The organism is Pseudomonas sp. NY15372 (assembly GCF_048068215.1).
GTDB classification, from domain to species: domain Bacteria; phylum Pseudomonadota; class Gammaproteobacteria; order Pseudomonadales; family Pseudomonadaceae; genus Aquipseudomonas; species Aquipseudomonas guariconensis_A.
Genome location: NZ_JBLUPY010000008.1, coordinates 26,948 through 47,843, shown reverse-complemented (window position 1 = coordinate 47,843; position 20,896 = coordinate 26,948). Strand labels below are relative to the sequence as shown.

Below are 20,896 nucleotides of genomic sequence, written 5' to 3'. Positions count from 1 at the left end.
AACGCAGCCCTGCTACCTGAGCCCACTGCCTACGTCACCCTCAGGGCAACTCCGACTCCACCCGATCCCGCCCCGCCTGCTTGGCCGCATAGACCCCGGCATCGGCCCGCAACAACAACGCATCCGCGCCCTCTCCTGTTCGCCACCCCGCTACGCCGAAACTCGCCGTCACCCGCCCTACCCCCTCGACCGCCACATTCCGTACCCCCTGCCACAACTCCAGCGCCAACAACCGCGCCTGCTCGGCATTGCTTCCCGGGCACAACACCATGAATTCCTCGCCGCCCAGGCGACAGAACACATCCGTGCGCCGCAGCCGATTGCCGATCCGCTGGCACAGGCTGCGCAGCACATGGTCGCCCACCGCATGCCCATACTGGTCGTTGATATGCTTGAAGTGATCGATGTCCAGCATGATCACTGCCAGGTCCAGGCCATCGCGTTGCGCCCGCTCGAGCTCATGCTTGAGCCGCTCCTGGAAATAGCGGCGGTTGTGGATACCCGTCAGGGAATCGGTGACCGACAATGCGCGCAGTTCCTCCTCCACCCGCTTGAGGTCGGAAATGTCCGTCAGGTAGCCGTGCCAGACCGTGCAGCCGGCATCGTCGACCTCCGGCGTCGCCTCCCCGCGGACCCAGCGTAGGCCCGCCTTCGGCAGCACAACCCGGTACTCCTCGCGCCAGGGCGCAAGATGCTCAGCGGAATAACGCACCGACCTACGCACACGCTCCAGGTCGTCCGGGTGGATGCGCTCGAACACCGCCGAGGCGTCCTCGCGCAGCACCTGCAGGTCGATCTCGTAGATGTCGCGCAGCCCTTGGCTCGCGTAGGAAAAGCACGAGTGCCCGTCGGCGTCCTGCCGATACTGGTAGATACCGCCCGGCACTTCGGCACTGAGCTTTTCCAGGAGCCGGTCTCGCGCCGCCAGCGCCTCATGCACCCGGCGCCGTTCGGTGACATCGATACAGATCGCCAAGTACCCCACCCACAAGCCCTGCTCATCGAGCACGGCGGTCACCAGCATGTTGGCCAGCAGGTGGCTGCCATCCTTGCGTACCAGGGTCCACTCCCCTGGCTCGCTGTCGCTCTCCTGCACCGTTTCGGCGAACATCGCCTGGCCGCCGCCGAAATCACGCCCATAGCGCTGGCGCAAGGCATGGGCGCGCTGGCTCAGTTCCTCGGGCGGAACCAGGTCCTCCAGGCGCAACTGGCCGATCGCCTCGCTGGCCGAATAGCCCAGCATGCGTTCGGCACCGGCATTGAACGTGCTGACCACGCCCCTGAGGCTGGTGGCGATGATCGCCACCTGGGTGGCGGCATCCAGCACGCTGCGCAGCTGGTTGTGGGTATCGCGCAGGGATTGTTCACTGACGCGCAATTCGGCGGTGCGCTGCTCCACCAGGCTCAGGGCGCGCTGACGCTGGCTGAACAGGCTGTAGAGCAAGGCGCTGAGCAACAGGCTCAACAAGCCGCCCAGCAAGCCGACGGCCACCGCGGCGGAAGAACGGTTGGCCTGGAGGAAGGCCAGGCTGGGGCGAATGTCGAGCGGGTAGTGGTGGTCCGCCAGGTGCAACAAATGGCTGCTGGCCAGGGGTACCGGGGCGATCGGGTTCTGCGAGTCGAACAGCACCTCCGGGCCCTTGCTCCCAGAAGCATCGGTGATGCGCACCACCAGGTTGTCCTCCTCCGTCGGCGGCAGGCCTTCGGCGATCAGGCGTCGCATGCTCAGCAGCGCCATCACGTAGCCAGCCGGCAGGCCGTCGACCACACCCTCGGCGAATACCGGCGCCACCACCAGCACGCCTCGTGCATAGGCCGGTTCGACATTGATCATGTCCAGCGGCGCGGAAACCGCCATGCTGCCCGGCGACTGGGCGCGAATCAGCGCCGCCTCGCGCACGGGCTGGCCGCGCAGGTCCAGGCCATAAGGCTGCCCCTGCAGCGAGGCTGCCTGGGTGTAGAGCACCGGGTAGTAATAGTCGCGCTGGGCGGCTGGCTGCCAGTTGCCCTGCTCGTCCTGGTCGCGAATCTGATAGTCCTGGCCCAGCCACGCCCTGGCCCGGCGCTCGAAGTCACCCCGCTGGCCGGCATCGACCCGTGGCGCCCAGGAGTAAGCCTGGGTGCGGTACAACAATGGCCGGGCATAGCCGTCGAACTCGAGCGGGGTGATCTGGGTGGAATAGCTGAAGAAGCGCCGCAGCCCGTCCAGGCGCTGCTCCTGGTCTTCGAAACGTTCGGCGATACGGCTGTAGCGTTCGTTGGCCAGCAAGTCGAAACGCTGACGCAACTGCTGCTTATAGAACGCCTGGGCAGCGATCACCAAGGCGGCGGTGAGCAGCCCGCCAGCGACCAGGGCCGCCAGCGCCACCGCCCACGCAGGCAATGCTTCGCGAAATACGCCAAGCACCTTCGCACGCACGCCACACTTCATAGAAGAATCTCACCACGTCAGCGTCCTGCGAATTGTCCAGCCCTTCGCTGAGTTATAGCTATTGGCCACTAGCCGCGCAACGTAGCTTGTCGCCTCAGCGAGCCTGAATGCGCCAGGCTTTGTGGATCCGGTTGTTACGGGCGAAATCCGGGTCCAGGGTCTGCGCGCTGATTTCCTCGACCGCATAACGCTCCACCAGCCCCGCGTCGAGCTGGAACTTGCGGAAATTATTGGAGAAATACAGCACGCCCCCTGGCGCCAGCCGAGCCATGGCCAGATCCAGCAGTTGCACATGGTCGCGCTGCACGTCGAACACGCCTTCCATGCGTTTGGAGTTGGAGAAGGTCGGCGGGTCGATAAAGATCAGGTCGTAGCTGTCGCGATTGCCCTCCAGCCATGCCATGACGTCGCCCTGCTCCAGGCGGTGGCGGTCGGAAAAGCCATTGAGCGCCAGGTTGCGTCGCGCCCAGTCCAGGTAGGTTTTGGACAGGTCGACGCTGGTGGTGCTGCGCGCCCCGCCCTTGGCCGCATGCACGGTGGCGGTGGCGGTGTAGCAGAACAGGTTGAGGAAACGCTTGCCGGCCGCTTCGCGCTGAATACGCATGCGCATCGGGCGATGGTCGAGGAACAGGCCGGTATCCAGGTAGTCGGTGAGGTTGACCAGCAACTTGACGCCGCCTTCGTTTACCTCGTGGAAACGGCCTTCAGTGCCCTGGCGTTCGTACTGGCGGGTTCCGCTCTGGCGCTCGCGGCGCTTGAGCACCACGCGCTGCGGGTCGATGCCCAGCGCCTGGGGAATGGCCGCCAGAGCGTCGAGCAGGCGCGCCTGGGCCTTGTCCGGGTCGACCGAGCGCGGCGCGGCGTATTCCTGCACATGCACCCAGTCCTGGTAGAGGTCCACGGCCAGGGCATACTCGGGCATGTCGGCATCGTACAGACGGTAGCAACCGACCTGCTCGCGGCGGGCCCACTTGCCCAGTTGCTTGAGGTTCTTCTGCAGGCGGTTGGCGAACATCTGCGCGCCCTCGGACAGGCGTGCCGGCTCACTGGCAATCGCCACCGGGCGGCGCGGCTCGCCCGCCTCAGGCTCGGCCTGGCGACGCTCGCCGGTGACGAACTGGTCGGGCTGGACCTTGAACAGCAGCAATTTGCACGGCAGCGCGCCGTTCCAGAACGCGTACTGCTTGTGGCTGCGAATGCCCATTCGCTTGCCCAGCTCCGGCGCACCGGTGAACACCGCCGCCTCCCACCCCAGGCAGGCCTGGCGCAGACGCTCGCCAAGGTTCTGGTAGAGGTAGAGCAGGCTCGCCTCGTCGCCCAGGCGCTCGCCATAGGGCGGGTTGCTGATCACCAGGCCTTTCTGGTTCTGGTCCGGGCGCGGCTCGAAGCTGCCCACCTCGCCCTGGTAGATCTTCACCCAGTCGCCCAGGCCCGCACGCTCGACGTTGTTGCGCCCCGGCTGGATCAGCCGCGGGTCGGCCTCATAGCCGCGGATCCACAGGGGCGGCTTGGCCAGCCCCACCTGGGCGCGGGCCTGGGCCTCGTCATGCACTTTGCGCCACAGCGCCGGCACATGGCCGAGCCAGGCCGTGAAGCCCCAGCGTTCGCGCTTGAGGTTAGGCGCGATGTCGGCAGCGATCATCGCCGCTTCGACGAGGAAGGTGCCCACACCGCACATGGGGTCGGCCAGGGCGCCACCTTCGGCGGCGATACGTGGCCAGCCGGCGCGAATCAACACCGCCGCAGCCAGGTTCTCCTTCAGCGGCGCAGCGCCTTGCTGCAAGCGGTAGCCACGTTGGTGCAGGCTGTGGCCGGAGAGGTCCAGAGACAGGATCGCCTCGCCACGCTCCAGGCGCAGGTGCACGCGCAGGTCTGGGTCGATCTTGTCCACCGAGGGGCGCTGACCTTCACGGTTGCGCAGCTTGTCGACAATGGCGTCCTTGACCTTCAGGGCACCGAAGTGGGTGTTGTCGATACCCGAGCCGTGGCCACTGAACTCCACCGCCAGGGTGCCGTCGGCCATCAGGTGGTCCTGCCAGTCGACGCCATGGACGCCGTCGTAGAGCTCGTCGGCGTTCTTCATGGAGAAGCGCTTGAGTACCAGCAGCACGCGGTTGGCCAGGCGCGACCACAGGCACAGGCGGTAGGCGGTTTCCATGTCGGCCGAGCCGCGGATCGCCGAGGTGTGCTCGCGCACCTCTTCAAGGCCCAGGCCACGGGCTTCCTCGGCGAGCAGGCCTTCCAGGCCTTTGGGGCAGGTGAGATAGAGTTCGAAACGGTCCGACATGAGCAATCCAGAGCCTTGGGCTGGTTGAGTGACGGGCCGACGCATCGCCCCGCCTGAGTTTGCCCGGGCGCCCTTCCAGCAGGCGCTCGGGTGGCCTGCCCATCAAGAGCAGACCGGGCCACCTGATCGACGAGCCCATCGCGTCATGGCGAAAATGGGTTAGATCGTCAGGCAGTATGAAAATTTCCGGTGACGGGGTCACGACTGTGACCCTTCGTCGCATTTCAAATTGTTACCACACTTCACCGGCCCCCATGGCCAGTTGACCGCAAATAGGCACTAAACCCTGATCATAGCGGGCTCAACGACAAATCAGGTTGAGTCGCATTTATTTACTTATCCTCTGACCCTAGGAAAGGTTACGTCCTTATGACAAATCGATCATTCACACTGTGACTCGCTTTGGTTAGAACTGGCCTTAGGTTGTCTCGCAACGAGGCAACACCTTCCGCTCGCCACGCCGGCAGCGAGCGCAAACCGGCAGAACGATTCTGCCCGGCCTCGGAGAGGCCGACGGGACATTACAGTCAACAAGTGAGGGCAACACCCTATGAGAAGACTTAAGCGTGATCCGTTGGAAAGAGCATATTCACGTGGCTACCAGTATGGGGTCACCGGCAAATCCCGCGAGCTTTGCCCCTTCAACCTGCCGTCCGTACGCCAAGCCTGGATCAATGGCTGGCGCGAAGGACGGGGTGACAACTGGGATGGCATGACCGGCACCGCTGGCATCCAGAGACTCAACGAAAATCACGCCGTTGGCTGAGACGAGGACACTGAATTCGAGTCACCATGCGCGCCCCATCCGGGCGGCGGGCTGAGGCCCAGGGGCCCCCGCAAGGGGCCCTTTTTTATGCCTGTCCTTTTTATTGCCGCGGCATGGCCGCAATGGCGTCCACCGCCTCGCGGATCAGCGCAGGCCCCTTGTAGATGAAACCCGAGTAGATCTGCACCAGGCTGGCACCAGCGGCGATCTTTTCCGCTGCGTGGCGCCCTTCGGTGATCCCGCCCGCGGCAATGATCGGCAACTTGCCGGCCAGCTCAGCGGCCAGCACCTTCACCGTGTGTGTGCTTTTCTCCAGCACCGGCGCACCGGACAGGCCACCGGCCTCGTCACCGAACGGCAGGCCCTGGACGCCTTCGCGGCCGAGCGTGGTGTTGGTGGCGATCACCGCGTCCATGCCGGTTTCCATCAGCGCCGAGGCCACCAGGGCGGTTTCCTCGTCGGTCATGTCCGGGGCGATCTTGATGGCCAGGGGCACGCGCTTGCCGTGCTCGCTGGCCAACTGCTCGCGGCGCACCGCCAGGGCTTGCAGCAGTTGCTTGAGCGAGTCGCCGAACTGCAAGGTGCGCAGGCCCGGGGTGTTCGGCGAACTGACGTTGACGGTGATATAGCTGGCATCGGCGTAGACCTTTTCCAGGCAGATCAGGTAATCGTCCACCGCGCGCTCGACCGGCGTGTCGAAGTTCTTGCCGATGTTGATGCCCAGTACGCCGTCATAACGCGCAGCACGAACCCGGGCCAGCAGGTGATCGACGCCCAGGTTGTTGAAGCCCATACGGTTGATGATCGCCGTGGCCTCGGGCAACCGGAACAGACGCGGCTTGGGGTTGCCCGGCTGAGGGCGCGGGGTCACGGTGCCGATCTCGACGAAGCCGAAACCCAACTGGGCGAAACCGTCGATGGCCGCGCCGTTCTTGTCCAGGCCGGCGGCCAGGCCGACCGGGTTGGCGAAGTTCAAGCCCATGACCGTTACCGGCAACGCCGCCGGCTGCTTGCACAGCAGGCCATTGAGACCGAGGCGGCCACCGGCGCCGATCAGGTCCAGGGACAGGTCGTGGGAGGTTTCCGGGGAAAGCTTGAACAGCAGCTGGCGGGCCAGGGTATACATGGGCGGGCAAGACTCGCGGTGAGTGAGCGGGCGATTATAGCCAGCGCGCGGCCCGGGCGACAGGGGCGCTGGCACATGGGTTGCTTCATCGGGTACAGGCAGACTGCTCCGTACCGGCGAGGAACCCCTTGAACACAGCATTCCCCACGACACCCCTGGCCTGGGTCAACGGCAGCGATGCCCCCGAGAAAACCTGCCTGGACATCGGCTTCATGGCCCTGACCGACTGCGCGCCGGTCGTAGTGGCCGCCACCCAGGGCTTCGCCCAGTTGCAGGGCCTGACCCTCAACCTCAAACGCCAGGCCTCCTGGGCCGGGCTGCGCGACAAGCTGGTCAGCGGCGAACTGGATGCCGCCCATTGCCTGTACGGCCTGGTCTACGCCGTGCACCTGGGCCTGGGCGGCATACCCAACCATGCCATGGCCGTGCTCATGGGTCTGAACCAGAACGCCCAGGCCCTGAACCTCTCCCCGGCCCTGCAGCGCAAAGGCGTGACCAGCCCCGAGGCATTGTCGCGCCTGGTGCACCAGCATGGCGCACGCCTGACCTTCGCCCAGACCTTCCCCACTGGCACCCACGCCATGTGGCTGTATTACTGGTTGGCCAGCCAAGGCATTCACCCGCTGCAGGACGTGCGCAGTGTGGTGGTCCCCCCCGCACAGATGGCCGCCCACCTGCAAGCCGGGCGTATCGACGGCTTTTGCGTCGGCGAGCCCTGGTCGGCCGATGCGGTGGCCAAGGGCTTGGGCTTTACCTTGGCGACCAGCCAGTCGATCTGGCCGGACCATCCGGAAAAAGTCCTCGGCGCTACCCGCGCGTTCGTCGAGCAATACCCCAACAGTGCCCGAGCGTTGGTGAAGGCGGTCCTGGCCGCCAGCCGATTCATCGAGCAAAGCCAGGAAAACCGCCGGAGCACGGCCCAGCTGCTCAGCGGCAAGGCCTACCTGGATACGCCCCTGGGCAGCATCGAACCACGACTGCTCGGCGATTACCAGGACGGCCTGGGCAACCAGTGGCACGACCCTCACGCCCTACGCCTGTTCGACCAGGGGCGGGCGAACATACCCTACCTGTCCGACGGCATGTGGTTCATGACGCAGTTCCGCCGCTGGGGGCTGCTGCGCGAAGACCCCGACTACCTGGGCGTGGCCCGTCAGGTCCAGCAGTTGGGCCTCTACCACCAGGCGGCCGAGGCCATCGGCGTGCCCTGCTCCTACCCCCTGATGCGCAGCAGTCTGCTGATCGACGGCACCCGCTGGGACGGCAGCGACCCTCACGGCTATGCCCGCAGCTTCCGCCTGCACGCCCTGGATGACACCCCTGATGCCCAGGCCGGCCTGTGAGGAGAACGGACATGCTGCGAATCCTGCTGATCGATGACACCGAACGAAAGGTCGGTCGCCTCAAGGGCGCCCTGATCGAGGCGGGCTTCGAGGTGATCGAGGCCGCTGGCCTGACCATCGACCTGCCCACCTGCGTCGAAACCGTGCACCCGGACGTGGTCCTGATCGATACCGAGTCACCAGGGCGGGATGTGATGGAGCAGGTGGTGCTGGTCAGCCGCGACCGTCCCCGCCCCATCGTGCTGTTCACTGACGAGCACGATCCAGGCGTGATGCGCCAGGCGATCCAGGCCGGGGTCAGCGCCTATATCGTCGAAGGTATCCATGCCGCGCGTCTGCAGCCGATCCTCGACGTGGCCATGGCCCGCTTCGAAAGCGACCAGGCGCTCAAGGCCCAACTGCTGGCCCGGGACCAGCAGTTGGCCGAACGCAAGCGCATCGAACAGGCCAAGGGCCTGTTGATGAAAATGAAGGACTGCAACGAGGAACAGGCCTACACGCTGATGCGGCGCCAGGCGATGAGCCGCCAGCAGAAGCTGATCCAGGTGGCCGAACAGATCATCGCCATGCACGAGATGCTGGGCTAGCGGCAGCCCTGCGCTGCCTGAACTCGCCATTGGCCAGGTTTGCGTGATCCTGAGCGGGCTTGTCTCGCGATGGGCTGCATAGCAGCCCTAATTGGCCCGGCTCTTGCTGAGTACACCCCACAGGTAGCCAACGGCGGTTGCCACATTCCCCGACAAAGACGTCGCTCCCCTTCCATGCCAGTGGACCGGGAAGCGGCGTCTTTTTCGTTCCGGCCCTGCACAACCAGGGCGTGACTAGCGTTGCAAGCCGCGCGAGGTGTTCGATGAATACGAGCTTCTGGAAATCCGGGCATGTGCCCACCCTGTTCGCCGCGTTCCTGTATTTCGACCTGAGCTTCATGGTCTGGTACCTGCTGGGCCCTCTGGCGGTGCAGATCGCCGCCGACCTCGGACTGAGCGCACAGCAACGGGGCCTGATGGTGGCTACGCCGATCCTGGCCGGCGCGGTGCTGCGTTTCGCCATGGGCCTGCTGGTGGATCGTTTGTCGCCGAAGACTGCCGGGGTGCTGGGCCAGGTGGTGGTGATCGCAGCCCTGGCCTGCGCCTGGCACTTGGGTATCCACAGCTATGAACAAGCCCTGCTGTTGGGCGTGTTCCTCGGTTTTGCCGGCGCCTCGTTCGCCGTTTCCCTGCCCCTGGCCTCGCAGTGGTATCCGCCTCAACACCAAGGCAAAGCCATGGGCATCGCCGGCGCGGGTAATTCCGGCACAGTGTTCGCCGCCCTGCTGGCCCCTGCCCTGGCTGCAGCCTTTGGCTGGAACAACGTGTTCGGCTTCGCCCTGCTGCCCCTGGTGCTGACCCTGGCCTTGTTCGTTCTGCTGGCGCGCAATGCACCGCAACGGCCCAAGCCCAAGGCCATGGCGGACTACCTCAAGGCCCTGGGCGACCGCGACAGCTGGTGGTTCATGTTCTTCTACAGCGTGACCTTCGGCGGCTTCATCGGCCTGGCCAGTGCTCTGCCCGGCTATTTCAGCGACCAGTACGGCCTGAGCCCGGTCACCGCCGGCTACTACACGGCCGCCTGCGTATTCGCCGGCAGCCTCATGCGCCCGCTGGGCGGCGCCCTGGCCGACCGCTTCGGCGGGATCCGCACCTTGCTGGCCATGTACAGCGTGGCGGCCATCTGCATCGCCGCCGTTGGCTTCAACCTGCCCAGCGCCGTGGCCGCCCTGGCCCTGTTCGTCAGCGCCATGCTCGGTCTCGGTGCGGGCAACGGCGCGGTATTCCAATTGGTGCCCCAACGCTTCCGCCAGGAGATCGGCGTGATGACCGGGTTGATCGGCATGGCCGGCGGCATCGGCGGGTTCCTCCTGGCCGCAGGGCTGGGAGCGATCAAGCAACACACCGGTGACTACCAACTGGCCCTGTGGCTGTTCGCCAGCCTTGGCCTGCTGGCCTGGTTCGGCCTGCACGGCGTCAAGCAACGCTGGCGCACCACCTGGGGCTCTGCGGCCGTCACTGCAGCGCGGGTCTGAGGAGATGCCATGAGCCTGCAGTTGAGCTTCGCCCAAGCCACGGCCACCGGCCCGCGGGCCGAAAATCAGGATGCCCTGCGCCTGGTCACGCCCGCTCCGGAACTGGCCGCCAGCAAGGGCTATCTGTGTGCACTGGCCGACGGCGTCAGCCAGTGCGCCGACGGCAGCCTGGCCGCGAAGGCCACCCTGCAGGCGCTTGCGCTGGATTACTACGCCACCCCCGCCACCTGGGGCGTGGCCCAGGCTCTGGACCGCCTGCTACTGGCGCAGAATCGCTGGCTGCGCGCCCAAGGCAAAGGCCAACCGCTACTGACCACCCTCAGCGCCCTGGTCCTGCGCGGGCGTCGCTTCACCTTGGCGCATGTGGGTGATTGCCGTGTCTATCGTTGGCAGGCCGGCCGCCTGCACTGCCTGAGCGAAGACCACGTCTGGGACCAACCGGGCATGCAGCATGTGCTCAAGCGCGCCCTGGGCCTGGACCAGCATCTGCTGGTGGACTACCTCGAGGGCGAGCTGCAGGATGGCGACTGCTTCGCGCTCCTCAGTGATGGCGTCTGGGCCAGCCTGGGCGACCAGCGCATCCGCTCGGTACTGCATGACCAGTCTGACCTGCAGGCAGCCGCCGACACCTTGGTGGCCACGGCCCATCGATGTGGAAGCCAGGACAACGCCAGCGCCTTGCTGGTACGTGTCGACCAACTGGGCTCGACCAACCTCGGCGACACCCTGGCACAACTGCAGCAGTGGCCGGTGCCTGGGTTGCTGCGCCCCGGCCAGTCGCTCGATGGCTGGCAAGTCGAGTCATTGCTGTCGCGCAGTCGTCAGTCCATGGTGTACCGGGTGCACGACAGCCACGGGCAAGCCTGGCTGCTCAAGACCTTGCCAGCGGACCTGCATGCCGAAGCAGGCGCCACCCAGCGCCTGTTGCTGGAGGAATGGTTCCTGCGCCGGGTCGCCGGGCGGCATTTCCCTGAAGTGCACAGTGCCAGCCAGCGCCAGCACCTGTACTACCTGATGCGCGAATACCCAGGGCAAACCCTGGCGACGCTGTTTGCCGAGCACGGGCCGCTGCCCCTGCAACGCTGGCTGGAGGTGGCGCGCCAACTCCTGCAGGCGGTCGGGGCGCTGCACCGACGCAACCTGCTGCACCGGGACATCAAGCCGGACAACCTGCACCTTGGGCACGATGGCCAGGTGCGGCTGTTGGACTTTGGCCTGGCCTATTGCCCAGGGCTCTCCGAAGACGCGGCGCACGAGCTGCCCGGCACGCCTTCGTTCATCGCACCGGAGGCGTTCGAAGGCGCCCAGCCCGGTCCACAGCAGGACCTCTATGCGGTCGGGGTGAGTTTGTACTTCCTGCTCACGGGGCATTACCCGTATGGCGAGGTCGAGGCATTCCAACGGCCCCGGTTCGGCGCAGCGGTCGATCCGGCACGCTACCGGCCGGATGTGCCGGCCTGGGTGCAGGGGAACCTGTTGCGGGGCGTGGAGCGTGACCCTGCGCGGCGGTTCGAGACGGCTGAGGAATGGTTGCTGGCCTTCGAGCGCGGGGACCGGGACGAGGCGCCCAAGCGGGCCCGGCCGCTGCTGGAGCGGGAACCGTTGAAGGTCTGGCAGGGGGTGGCGTTGTTGTCGTTGCTGCTAAACCTGGTCTTGCTGGTGGCATTGCTCAAGCAGTGAGACACCACGGCACTGCGGCTCACACAGCGGGACGTGTCTGCAGCGCTGCAGCCAAAAAAAGAAAAACCCGGCCGAGGCCGGGTTTTTCATGAAGCATCAAACCAAATTACTTGGCTTGGGCTTCGACCTGAGCTTCAACGCGACGGTTGATAGCACGGCCTTCTTCGGTGGCGTTGTCAGCAACCGGACGAGTCTCACCGTAGCCAACCGAGTCGATACGGGTCGATTCAACACCGTACTGCTGGGTCAGGACTTCCTTGACAGCATTGGCACGACGCTCGGACAGCTTCTGGTTGTAAGCATCCGGACCAACGGAGTCGGTGTGACCTTCAACGGTGGTGGTGGTCTGTGGGTACTGCTTCATGAAGTCAGCCAGGTTCTTGATGTCGCCGTAGCTGTTTGGCTTGACGACCGACTTGTCGAAGTCGAACTTGACGTCCAGCTCAACGCGTACGACTTCGGCAACAGCCGGGCAGCCGTCGGCGTCAACGGTAACGTTGGCCGGAGTGTCAGGGCACTTGTCGACGTTGTCGCAGACGCCATCGTTGTCGCTGTCGGAGCAGACTTCGGCAACAGGAGCCGGAGCAGCTTCAGCTTGCTTCGGGCTACCGCCGAAGTTCATGCCGATACCAACGCTCGGGGCCCACTCGGTGTCGCCCTGGTCGATGTTGTACTGAGCTTCGACGCCAGCACGGGCGTAGAACATGTCGGTGATGTACCACTTGGCGCCAGCGCCAACGTTGGCGAAGGTGGAGTGGTCACGACCGCCACGGCCGGTCTGGCCCAGGCTCTGGTGCGAGAAACCAGCCGAAACGTACGGACGGATAGCGTCGTACGGGTTGTTGAAGTGGTAAACGGCGTCCAGGGCGGTGTTGGAGCCCTTGATGTTCTTGCCGTCTTCGCCACGAGCGTTGTGAACTTCGTCGTAGCCCAGACGCAGTTCGACGTCGTCGGTCAGGAAGTAACCGATCGAGCCACCGAACAGGTTGCCGTCGTTCTTGAAGTCGCGCTGGCTGTCGAAGAACTCCTTCTTGTAGAAGATCTCGGTCTCGACGGCGCCTTGACCTTGTGCCAGAGCGCCAAACGAAGTGGCGGCTACAAGCGAACCAATGGCCAAGCCCAAGGTGTTTTTCAATTTCATCCGTTAAATCCCCATCTGGTGATAGTTAAGCAGTCCCACCAACATCCGGGGGACAACTCGACGGCAAGTCTAGCAGAACTTGCCGGTTGGTTAGAGAGATTTACAAGCCACTAAGTTTCAGTGAGCCCTGCAAATTTCTCCCTAAGCTTGTCGAGCGCACGTTTGTAGCGCATTTTCGTGGCGCTCAGGCCCATGTGCATGATGTCCGCGATCTCCTGGAATTCCAGCTCTGCGACAAATCGAAGCACCAGGATTTCCCGGTCGATCGGGTTCACGTGCACCAGCCATTTATCCAGCCCGCCTTTTTCTTCGGGCTTCGGTGCCTTGTCCTCGGACGCCTCTTCGACAGGGTCCAGGCTCAGGGCATCCATCAGCCTTCGTTTGCGTCGCTCCTTGCGGTACTGGGTAATGCATTCGTTGTAGGTAATGCTGTAGAGCCAGGTCTTGAACTTGGACTTACCCTCGAAGTTCTTCAGGCCATACAGCACTTTGAGCATCACTTCCTGACAGACATCGTCGGCATCCCGGTCGTTCCCCAGGTAACGTGCACAGACGTTGAACAGGGTCCGTTGGTAGCGCCGCATGAGCTCCTCATAGGCGCGGGTTACGTGAAACAGCTCCTCATGCGAACGCGCCACCAACTCCTCGTCAGTGAGTGCTCGGGGGTCATAGCGCATGGGCGGCGAATGAACTTTATTCAAAACGGATCTGGCCGACAGTCGGGTCAATGTCGCCGCTCGGCCCCGTGGGCCAGTTTTCGCGGCGGCATACATTAACAGCTTTTGTGCGGTTAGCGGCTATTGACTCGCTGCTCGAGCAATTCCCGATTGGACAACGACACCAGTTCGCCATCATCGGTCAGCAGGGTCGTCTTGACCGTACCGATCTCCTCGATCTGCCCTTCGACCTCGCCAATACGCACCTGCTGGCCGACTTGATAGAGTTCACGCACGTAGATTCCCGCCAGGATCTGCCCGGCAATTTCCCGGCTGCCCAGGCCCATCGCCAGCGCAACGGCCAGACCAACGGTAATCAGGCCGATGACGATCACATGGTTGAGCAGGTCGGTCTTGACCTCCAGCTGGCTGATCGCTACAGAGATGCTGATGATGATCACCAGGCCCTGGGCGATACGCCCGACCCCCGCGGCATACTCCAGGCCCACCCCTTCGGCGGCGCCGCGCACCAGGCCATTGACCAATTGCGCCAGGAGCACGCCGGCCAGCAGCACCAGGGCCGCGCCGAACACCTTCGGCAGGTACAGGGCGAGCATGTCGAGGGTCGCCGACACCCGCTCCAGGCCCAGGGATTCTGCGGCCGAGACCAGGAAGATCAGCAGCACGAACCAATAGACGATCTTGCCGATCAGGGTGGAAATGGGTACCTGGATGCCGACCCGGCTGAGCATCTTGGTCAGGCCGGTGCCGCTCATCAGGCGGTCCAGGCCGAACTTGGCCAGCAGCTTGGACAACAGGGTATCGAGCAGCTTGGCCACCACGAAACCGAGCAGCACCACGACCAGGGCGCCGAACAGGTTGGGGATGAAGTTCGCCACCTTGGTCCAAAGGGCGGTCATCGCGGTGACCAGGCTCTGGGTCCAGAGATCGAGTTCCATATTCAATCGGCCTTATCAGCTTTTCTGCCAGCGGCAGGGTTGCGGCGCACCGGCGCGACATGCGCCGAGCCATTGTTCACGGCGATCATCAGCGCCTGGCTCCAACGGCCGAGCAAGCTGAACAGATCACCCGCGCCGACCTGGCGGTTGGCGGTCTTGAGGACGCGACCCAGGCAAGCGGCATCGTCACGGTCCTGGCCGGACGGCGATGCCTTGAGCAGGTCGCGCAAGGATTCTTCAAACGGATCGTGCATGGGCACCTCGCGTGATGTCTGTCAAAGACGAGGGCTCGGGACGATGGGTCACACCCGGATGTGGGACGAATGTTTCAAAATGCATAGCTGGCCGCCATTCCCCATCGCGGGGCAAGCCCGCTCCCACAGGTTCGGCGCCACTTGAAGGGATGCACCGAACCTGTGGGAGCGGGCTTGCCCCGCGATGAGGGCGGCACGGCCGACGAGGCTGACTCATACCCACCGCAACCGCCTGAACAGCCACCACTGACCCGCCGCCAAACCCAGCACCACGGCGCAGGCAAGCAGAAAGCCATAGGGGCTGTCGGCGCCCGGAATACCGCCGACATTGATCCCTAACAGCCCGGTGACGAAGCTCATGGGCAGGAAGATGCAAGTGATGATGCCGAAGCGGTACATGGTCCGATTCATGCGCTCGCTGCGCCGCCGGTCCTCGCTTTCGAGCACCAGCGCAGCCCGCTCGCGGGTCAGCTCCAACTCCTCCAGGTAACGGGTCAGGCTGTTGTTCAGCTCGTTCCAGTAGTCGGCATCGCCGTCGGCGAACCAGCTCCACTTGTTGCGCGAAAGCTGGGCGTAGATCTCCCGCTGCGGCGCGAGGAAGCGACGCAGGCCGGCGGCACGACGACGGATCTGCTGCAGGCTGCCCTGCACCGGGCTGTACCGTTCGTCGGATTCGACCTTCTCTTCCTCCAGGTCGACCACTTCCGACAGGTCGTCGACCAGGGCCTGGACCTTTTCGGTGAGCAGTTCACCCATCAGCAACAACAGTTCGGACGCCGATTTAGGACCCCTGCCCTCGTCCAGCTGCTGGAGGATTTCGTCACTGGCACGCAGCGGCCGCAGGCGCAGCGAGATCACCCGCCGCGCCTCGGCAAAGATACGCACCGACACCATGTCCTCGGGTTCTGCCCCCGGGTTCAGGTTGACCCCACGCAAGAACAGCAGCATTTGCTCGTCGGCCAGCGGCAGCAGGCGCGGGCGAGTGTTTTCCTCCAGCAGCAGGTCGCAGGCGAATTCGCTTAGGCCGCTGTCGTGCAGCAACCAGGTGCGCGTCTGCGGATGGCTGCGGTCCCAGTGCAGCCAGAGGCTTTCCCCGGGCTGCAAGGCAAGGTCGTCCAGTTCGGTCCGGGCAATCGAGCGCGCGCCACCTTTGCCATCGAGCACCAGGGCATGGACCAGCCCCCACTGCGCGTTGTCTTCCTCGAACATTCCAGCTCCATCAGCGCGGGCGGCGCATCACTCCGGCATCTTCAGCGGGTTTGGCGAGACGATCACGCCATTGTTGTCGGCGTACACGTACTCGCCCGGGCGGAAGGTCACGCCGGCGAAGGTCACCGCTACATTGAGGTCGCCGATGCCGCGCTTATCGGTCTTCATCGGATGGCTGGCCAGCGCCTGGACACCGACGTCGGTCTGCACCAGTACGTCCACGTCACGCACGCAGCCGTAGATCACCAGGCCTTCCCAGCCGTTCTTGGCGGCCTTCTCGGCGAGCATGTCGCCCAGCAGCGCACGGCGCAGCGAGCCACCGCCATCGACCACCAGGACCTTGCCCGTGCCGTCGAGCTCGACCTGTTCCTTGACCAGCGAGTTGTCCTCGAAGCACTTGATGGTGACGATCTGGCCGCCAAAGGAGTCGCGGCCACCAAAATTGCTGAACATCGGTTCCAGCACCTGGACCAGGTCCGGGTAGGCGTCGCACAGGTCGGGCGTTACGTAATGCTGCATGGGAAACTCCTGTCAGTCACAACGAAAGCGAAGTTGACCAAGGCTACACCGGGGAAGCCCCGCAGTCATCCGAGACTGCTCGGTCAGTCGCGATCGGTGTTGCCCCCATCGCCGGCAAGCCGGCTCCCACAGGTACGGCGGGGCTCTGAAAACAGCGCAAGACCGGTGCCGCCCCATCGCCGGCAAGCCGGCTCCCACAGGTACGGCGGGGGCTCTGAAAACAGCGTAAGACCGGTATTGCCTCATCGCCGGCAAGCCGGCTCCCACAGGTACGGCGGGGGCTCTGAAAACAGCGTAAGACCGGTATTGCCTCATCGCCGGCAAGCCGGCTCTCACAGGTACGGCGGGAGCTCTGAAAACAGCGTAAGACCGGTATTGCCTCATCGCCGGCAAGCCGGCTCCCACAGGTACGGCGGGGCTCTGAAAACAGCGCAAGACCGGTATTGCCTCATCGCCGGCAAGCCGGCTCCCACAGGTACGGCGGGGCTCTGAAAACAGCGTAAGACCGGTATTGCCTCATCGCCGGCAAGCCGGCTCCCACAGGTACGGCGGGGCTCTGAAAACAGCGTAAGACCGGTATTGCCTCATCGCCGGCAAGCCGGCTCTTACAGGTACGGCGGGGGCTCTGAAAACAGCGCAAGACCGGTATTGCCTCATCGCCGGCAAGCCGGCTCTTACAGGTACGGCGGGGGCTCTGAAAACAGCGTAAGACCGGTGGGAGCCGGCTTGCCGGCGATGGGAACGAACAGGCCAAGCAACGCTCACTCAGCCAACGCGGGTTCCATCATTGCAACCCCGGGCAATGGCGATAGCGGATCCTTCAGCCATCGTTCCACCAATGGCCATACCTGCGCCTGCGCCGCCTTGCTCACCAGCATGTCGACGTGCCCGAACGCATCGAAGCCCTCTTCCGGCCCCAGGCGCAGGAACTGCTTGCGCGTTCCGCCCAGTTGCTCGAACAGCTTGCGGCACGCCCACACCGGGTCCTGATGGTCCGCCGCGCCCGCCACGGCCAATACCGGCACATCGACCTGCGCCAACCCAGCCCACCAGTCGTCCTGCTTGTCGCCGAAGCGCCCGAACAGCTTGTGCCAACGCAAACTCTCCAGCGCCAGGCCAATCGGTTCGTCTTCCGGGCCTCGCTTGAGTCGCGACCCGGACAACTGAGCGAAGCGCTTGAGCAGCACGCGCGCGCTCCAGGCAACAGGTGGCACTTTCAGCGGCCAGTACACGCGGCTGACCTGGGAGCCGAAGAGCGCCACGCTGGCCACCCCGTCCGCGCCCAGGTAACCACCGCCCAATGCCGCCGCCAGGGTAGTGCCGCCCAAGGAATGGCCGATCCAGTGCGGCGCCCGCCCGGCCTGCTCCTGGACGAACGCGCCGATCACCGGCAAGTCGAAGCGGGCGTAGTCCGCGACACGGTTATGCCGCCAGTGGCGATTGCGCGGCGACAGGCCGTGGCCGCGCATCTCAGGGATCCACACGTCGAACCCGGCGCGGGCCAGGTACGCCCCCAGGCCGATACCCTTGGGCGAGTACCAGAAACGACGGTTGGAAAAACTGCCATGCAGGAGAATCACCGGCACACCCTGAGCATGCGCCTGGCTGGCCAGGCCCAAGCGGGTCACGGCCAGCTCCACGCTGGGGTCAGGGCTGTTGCCGGCCTTGATTCGGTATACGTCCTCGCTGAGGTCACCGCGTCGCTCGGCGCTGAGCAAGGCCACGGGAAACAGGGTACTGCTGCTTTGCATGAGTTCACGAACAAACAGAAGGGACAGAATGTGGGAAGCGGGCTTGTCCCGCGATGGCGTCGGCCGGGACAGCACGCTGTCCGGCCTGATGCTATCGCGGGGCAAGCCCGCTCCTACAGGTTCCGATGCGAGGGCGCACGGTGGCGCCCCGGCATTCGTATCAAGCGGCGCCCTGGCCCTCGGCCAGGAAGAACCAGGTCTCGAGCACCGAGTCCGGGTTCAGCGACACGCTCTCGATGCCCTGCTCCATCAGCCACTTGGCCAGGTCCGGGTGGTCCGACGGGCCCTGGCCGCAAATGCCGATGTACTTGCCGGCCTTGTTGCACGCGGCGATGGCATTGGCCAACAGCTTCTTGACGGCCGGGTTACGCTCATCGAACAGGTGGGCGATGATGCCCGAGTCGCGGTCCAGGCCCAGGGTCAGCTGGGTCAGGTCGTTGGAGCCAATGGAGAAGCCGTCGAAGTACTCGAGGAACTCTTCGGCCAACAGGGCGTTGGATGGCAGTTCGCACATCATGATCACGCGCAGGCCATTGACGCCACGGCCCAGGCCGTTCTCGGCGAGCAGGTCGACGACCTGGCTGGCCTCGCCCAGGGTGCGCACGAACGGCACCATGATCTCGACGTTGGTCAGGCCCATCTCGTCGCGCACGCGCTTGAGGGCACGGCATTCGAGCTCGAAGCAGTCACGGAACGATTCGCTGATGTAGCGCGAGGCGCCGCGGAAGCCCAGCATCGGGTTCTCTTCTTCCGGCTCGTACAGCTTGCCGCCGATCAGGTTGGCGTACTCATTGGACTTGAAGTCCGACAGGCGCACGATGACCTTCTTCGGATAGAACGCCGCCGCCAGGGTGCTGATGCCTTCGACCAGCTTCTCGACGTAGAAGCCGACCGGGTCGGAATAACCGGCCACGCGCTTGTCGACGCTCTCTTTCAGGTCGGCCGGCAGGCCCGCATAGTTGAGCAGTGCCTTTGGGTGCACGCCGATCATGCGGTTGATGATGAACTCCAGGCGCGCCAGGCCGACACCGGCGTTGGGCAGCTGGGCGAAGTCGAAGGCACGGTCCGGGTTGCCGACGTTCATCATGATCTTGAACGGCAGCTCCGGCATGGCGTCGACCGAGTTCTGGCGCACGTCGAAGCCCAGCTCGCCTTCGAAGATGAAGCCGGTATCGCCCTCGGCGCAGGACACGGTGACGCCCTGGCCATCCTTGAGCAATTGGGTGGCATTGCCGCAACCGACGACCGCCGGGATGCCCAATTCACGGGCGATGATCGCCGCGTGGCAGGTACGGCCGCCACGGTTGGTGACGATGGCGCTGGCGCGCTTCATCACCGGTTCCCAGTCTGGGTCGGTCATGTCGGAGACCAGCACGTCGCCTGGCTGGACCTTGTCCATCTCGGAGACGTCGTGGATCACGCGAACCTTGCCGGCGCCGATGCGCTGGCCGATCGCGCGACCTTCCACCAGGACGGTGCCCTTCTCCTTGAGCAGGTAGCGCTCCATGACATTGGCGCTGGAACGGCTCTTCACGGTCTCGGGGCGTGCCTGGACGATGTACAGCTTGCCGTCGTCACCGTCCTTGGCCCACTCAATGTCCATCGGGCGCTGGTAGTGCTGCTCGATGATCATGGCCTGCTTGGCCAGTTCGCAGACTTCCTCGTCGCTCAGGCAGAAACGCGCACGGTCGGCACGGTCGACGTCGACGGTCTTGACCGAACGGCCGGCCTTGGCTTCGTCGCCGTAGACCATCTTGATGGCCTTGCTGCCCAGGTTGCGGCGCAGAATGGCCGGGCGGCCGGCCTGCAGGGTCTGCTTGTGCACGTAGAATTCGTCAGGGTTGACCGCACCCTGCACCACGGTTTCGCCCAGGCCGTAGGCGCCGGTGATGAACACCACGTCACGGAAGCCCGACTCGGTGTCGAGGGTGAACATCACACCGGCGGTGCCGGTTTCCGAACGGACCATGCGCTGCACGCCGGCGGACAGGGCGACCAGCTTGTGGTCGAAGCCCTGGTGCACGCGGTAGGCGATGGCGCGGTCGTTGAACAGGGAGGCGAAAACCTCCTTGGCGGCGCGGATCACGTTGTCGACGCCACGGATGTTCAGGAAGGTCTCCTGCTGGCCGGCGAAGGAGGCATCCGGCAGGTCTTCGGCGGTGGCCGAGGAACGCACGGCGACGGCCATGTTGTCGTTGCCTTGGGCCATCTCGGCGAAGGCAGTGCGGATTTCTGCATCCAGGCGCGCCGGGAATTCGGCGTCCATCACCCACTGGCGAATCTGCGCGCCGGTCTTGGCCAGGGCATTGACGTCATCGACGTCCAATGCGTCCAGGGCCGCATGGATGCGGTCGTTCAGGCCACTCTGCTCGAGAAAATCGCGGTACGCCTGAGCCGTAGTGGCAAAGCCGCCCGGCACCGATACGCCGGCACCTGCGAGGTTACTGATCATCTCGCCCAGGGATGCGTTCTTGCCCCCCACATGCTCTACATCGTGGACGCCGAGCTTATCGAGGGAAACTACGTACTCAACCAAGGTGATCTCTCCACTAACTGTATTGGAAAAGCTCAAGGGCGCCCGCCTGTCGACTCCGACTTGGCCGGACGCTTGTGGCCTGGACCTGGAAAATAAGTGAGAATGCCGAACACACGCGTTCGGCAAACCGAACCTATCATACTCCAGAAAACTTCGGCAGCTTAAGGCCCAGGGTG

At 64.6% G+C, this 20,896-nt stretch carries 16 protein-coding genes; 5 read left to right on the top strand and 11 right to left on the bottom strand.

Annotated features, from left to right (window positions below):
* Positions 1–40: 40 nt before the first annotated feature.
* Entirely contained in the window at positions 41–2,431 is a 2,391-nt protein-coding gene (locus tag ACNFG0_RS08645) for a diguanylate cyclase (protein WP_416764468.1), read from the bottom strand.
* Between the two features lie 94 nt (positions 2,432–2,525).
* Entirely contained in the window at positions 2,526–4,718 is a 2,193-nt protein-coding gene (gene rlmKL, locus ACNFG0_RS08640) for a bifunctional 23S rRNA (guanine(2069)-N(7))-methyltransferase RlmK/23S rRNA (guanine(2445)-N(2))-methyltransferase RlmL (protein WP_196146938.1), read from the bottom strand.
* Positions 4,719–5,268: 550 nt separating this feature from the next.
* On the opposite strand from rlmKL, the gene rmf reads away from it, so the two are divergent.
* Positions 5,269–5,484 (top strand): ribosome modulation factor, encoded by a 216-nt coding sequence (gene rmf, locus ACNFG0_RS08635; protein ID WP_080642046.1) that lies wholly within the window; start codon positions 5,269–5,271, stop codon positions 5,482–5,484.
* A 100-nt stretch (positions 5,485–5,584) separates the two neighbouring features.
* Here the strand turns inward: rmf and ACNFG0_RS08630 are convergent, their stop codons facing one another.
* Positions 5,585–6,610, bottom strand: coding sequence for a quinone-dependent dihydroorotate dehydrogenase (locus ACNFG0_RS08630; RefSeq protein WP_196146937.1), 1,026 nt, complete (start codon positions 6,608–6,610; stop codon positions 5,585–5,587).
* A 128-nt stretch (positions 6,611–6,738) separates the two neighbouring features.
* Here ACNFG0_RS08630 and ACNFG0_RS08625 point away from each other — a divergent pair, with 128 nt between their 5' ends.
* The 4 genes from ACNFG0_RS08625 (at position 6,739) to ACNFG0_RS08610 (ending at position 11,695) form a co-directional block, all read left to right on the top strand.
* Entirely contained in the window at positions 6,739–7,953 is a 1,215-nt protein-coding gene (locus ACNFG0_RS08625; RefSeq protein ID WP_416764467.1) for a CmpA/NrtA family ABC transporter substrate-binding protein, read from the top strand.
* A gap of 11 nt (positions 7,954–7,964) precedes the next feature.
* On the top strand, positions 7,965–8,540 hold the full coding sequence (locus ACNFG0_RS08620; protein WP_196146935.1) for an ANTAR domain-containing response regulator: 576 nt from the start codon (positions 7,965–7,967) through the stop codon (positions 8,538–8,540).
* Positions 8,541–8,803: 263 nt separating this feature from the next.
* Positions 8,804–10,015, top strand: coding sequence for a nitrate/nitrite transporter (locus ACNFG0_RS08615; protein ID WP_196146934.1), 1,212 nt, complete (start codon positions 8,804–8,806; stop codon positions 10,013–10,015).
* Between the two features lie 9 nt (positions 10,016–10,024).
* Positions 10,025–11,695, top strand: coding sequence for a protein kinase domain-containing protein (locus tag ACNFG0_RS08610; RefSeq protein ID WP_416764466.1), 1,671 nt, complete (start codon positions 10,025–10,027; stop codon positions 11,693–11,695).
* A 106-nt stretch (positions 11,696–11,801) separates the two neighbouring features.
* On the opposite strand, the gene ACNFG0_RS08605 is transcribed toward ACNFG0_RS08610, so the two are convergent.
* From ACNFG0_RS08605 to ppsA, 8 genes are all read right to left on the bottom strand, one after another.
* A complete protein-coding gene (locus ACNFG0_RS08605) occupies positions 11,802–12,836 on the bottom strand; it encodes an OmpA family protein (protein ID WP_196146932.1) in 1,035 nt (344 codons plus the stop codon).
* Between the two features lie 110 nt (positions 12,837–12,946).
* Positions 12,947–13,513 carry an RNA polymerase sigma factor SigX gene (gene sigX / locus ACNFG0_RS08600; protein WP_196146931.1) on the bottom strand — a complete coding sequence of 189 codons (567 nt, stop codon included), beginning with the start codon at positions 13,511–13,513 and terminating at the stop codon, positions 12,947–12,949.
* Between the two features lie 113 nt (positions 13,514–13,626).
* Positions 13,627–14,451 (bottom strand): mechanosensitive ion channel family protein, encoded by an 825-nt coding sequence (locus ACNFG0_RS08595; protein ID WP_084855104.1) that lies wholly within the window; start codon positions 14,449–14,451, stop codon positions 13,627–13,629.
* Positions 14,452–14,453: 2 nt separating this feature from the next.
* Complete coding sequence (locus ACNFG0_RS08590; protein WP_043206741.1) at positions 14,454–14,705, bottom strand: hypothetical protein; 252 nt, start codon at positions 14,703–14,705, stop codon at positions 14,454–14,456.
* A gap of 213 nt (positions 14,706–14,918) precedes the next feature.
* Entirely contained in the window at positions 14,919–15,914 is a 996-nt protein-coding gene (locus ACNFG0_RS08585) for a zinc transporter ZntB (protein WP_196146048.1), read from the bottom strand.
* Between the two features lie 27 nt (positions 15,915–15,941).
* Complete coding sequence (gene rraA / locus ACNFG0_RS08580; RefSeq protein WP_196146047.1) at positions 15,942–16,433, bottom strand: ribonuclease E activity regulator RraA; 492 nt, start codon at positions 16,431–16,433, stop codon at positions 15,942–15,944.
* A gap of 761 nt (positions 16,434–17,194) precedes the next feature.
* A complete protein-coding gene (locus tag ACNFG0_RS08575) occupies positions 17,195–18,184 on the bottom strand; it encodes an alpha/beta fold hydrolase (RefSeq protein WP_196146046.1) in 990 nt (329 codons plus the stop codon).
* Between the two features lie 160 nt (positions 18,185–18,344).
* Entirely contained in the window at positions 18,345–20,720 is a 2,376-nt protein-coding gene (gene ppsA / locus ACNFG0_RS08570) for a phosphoenolpyruvate synthase (RefSeq protein ID WP_196146045.1), read from the bottom strand.
* Positions 20,721–20,896: the final 176 nt, after the last annotated feature.

Excerpts from the sequence above, each read along its gene's own strand:
- ACNFG0_RS08585 (WP_196146048.1), bottom strand. The coding sequence starts at position 15,914 with ATGTTCGAGGAAGACAACGCGCAGTGGGGGCTGGTCCATGCCCTGGTG.
- ACNFG0_RS08605 (WP_196146932.1), bottom strand. The coding sequence starts at position 12,836 with ATGAAATTGAAAAACACCTTGGGCTTGGCCATTGGTTCGCTTGTAGCC.
- rraA (WP_196146047.1), bottom strand. The coding sequence starts at position 16,433 with ATGCAGCATTACGTAACGCCCGACCTGTGCGACGCCTACCCGGACCTG.
- rlmKL (WP_196146938.1), bottom strand. The coding sequence starts at position 4,718 with ATGTCGGACCGTTTCGAACTCTATCTCACCTGCCCCAAAGGCCTGGAA.
- ACNFG0_RS08595 (WP_084855104.1), bottom strand. The coding sequence starts at position 14,451 with ATGGAACTCGATCTCTGGACCCAGAGCCTGGTCACCGCGATGACCGCC.
- ACNFG0_RS08590 (WP_043206741.1), bottom strand. The coding sequence starts at position 14,705 with ATGCACGATCCGTTTGAAGAATCCTTGCGCGACCTGCTCAAGGCATCG.
- rmf (WP_080642046.1), top strand. The coding sequence starts at position 5,269 with ATGAGAAGACTTAAGCGTGATCCGTTGGAAAGAGCATATTCACGTGGC.
- ACNFG0_RS08615 (WP_196146934.1), top strand. The coding sequence starts at position 8,804 with ATGAATACGAGCTTCTGGAAATCCGGGCATGTGCCCACCCTGTTCGCC.
- ACNFG0_RS08610 (WP_416764466.1), top strand. The coding sequence starts at position 10,025 with ATGAGCCTGCAGTTGAGCTTCGCCCAAGCCACGGCCACCGGCCCGCGG.
- sigX (WP_196146931.1), bottom strand. The coding sequence starts at position 13,513 with ATGCGCTATGACCCCCGAGCACTCACTGACGAGGAGTTGGTGGCGCGT.
- ACNFG0_RS08630 (WP_196146937.1), bottom strand. The coding sequence starts at position 6,610 with ATGTATACCCTGGCCCGCCAGCTGCTGTTCAAGCTTTCCCCGGAAACC.
- ACNFG0_RS08645 (WP_416764468.1), bottom strand. The coding sequence starts at position 2,431 with ATGAAGTGTGGCGTGCGTGCGAAGGTGCTTGGCGTATTTCGCGAAGCA.
- ACNFG0_RS08575 (WP_196146046.1), bottom strand. The coding sequence starts at position 18,184 with ATGCAAAGCAGCAGTACCCTGTTTCCCGTGGCCTTGCTCAGCGCCGAG.
- ACNFG0_RS08620 (WP_196146935.1), top strand. The coding sequence starts at position 7,965 with ATGCTGCGAATCCTGCTGATCGATGACACCGAACGAAAGGTCGGTCGC.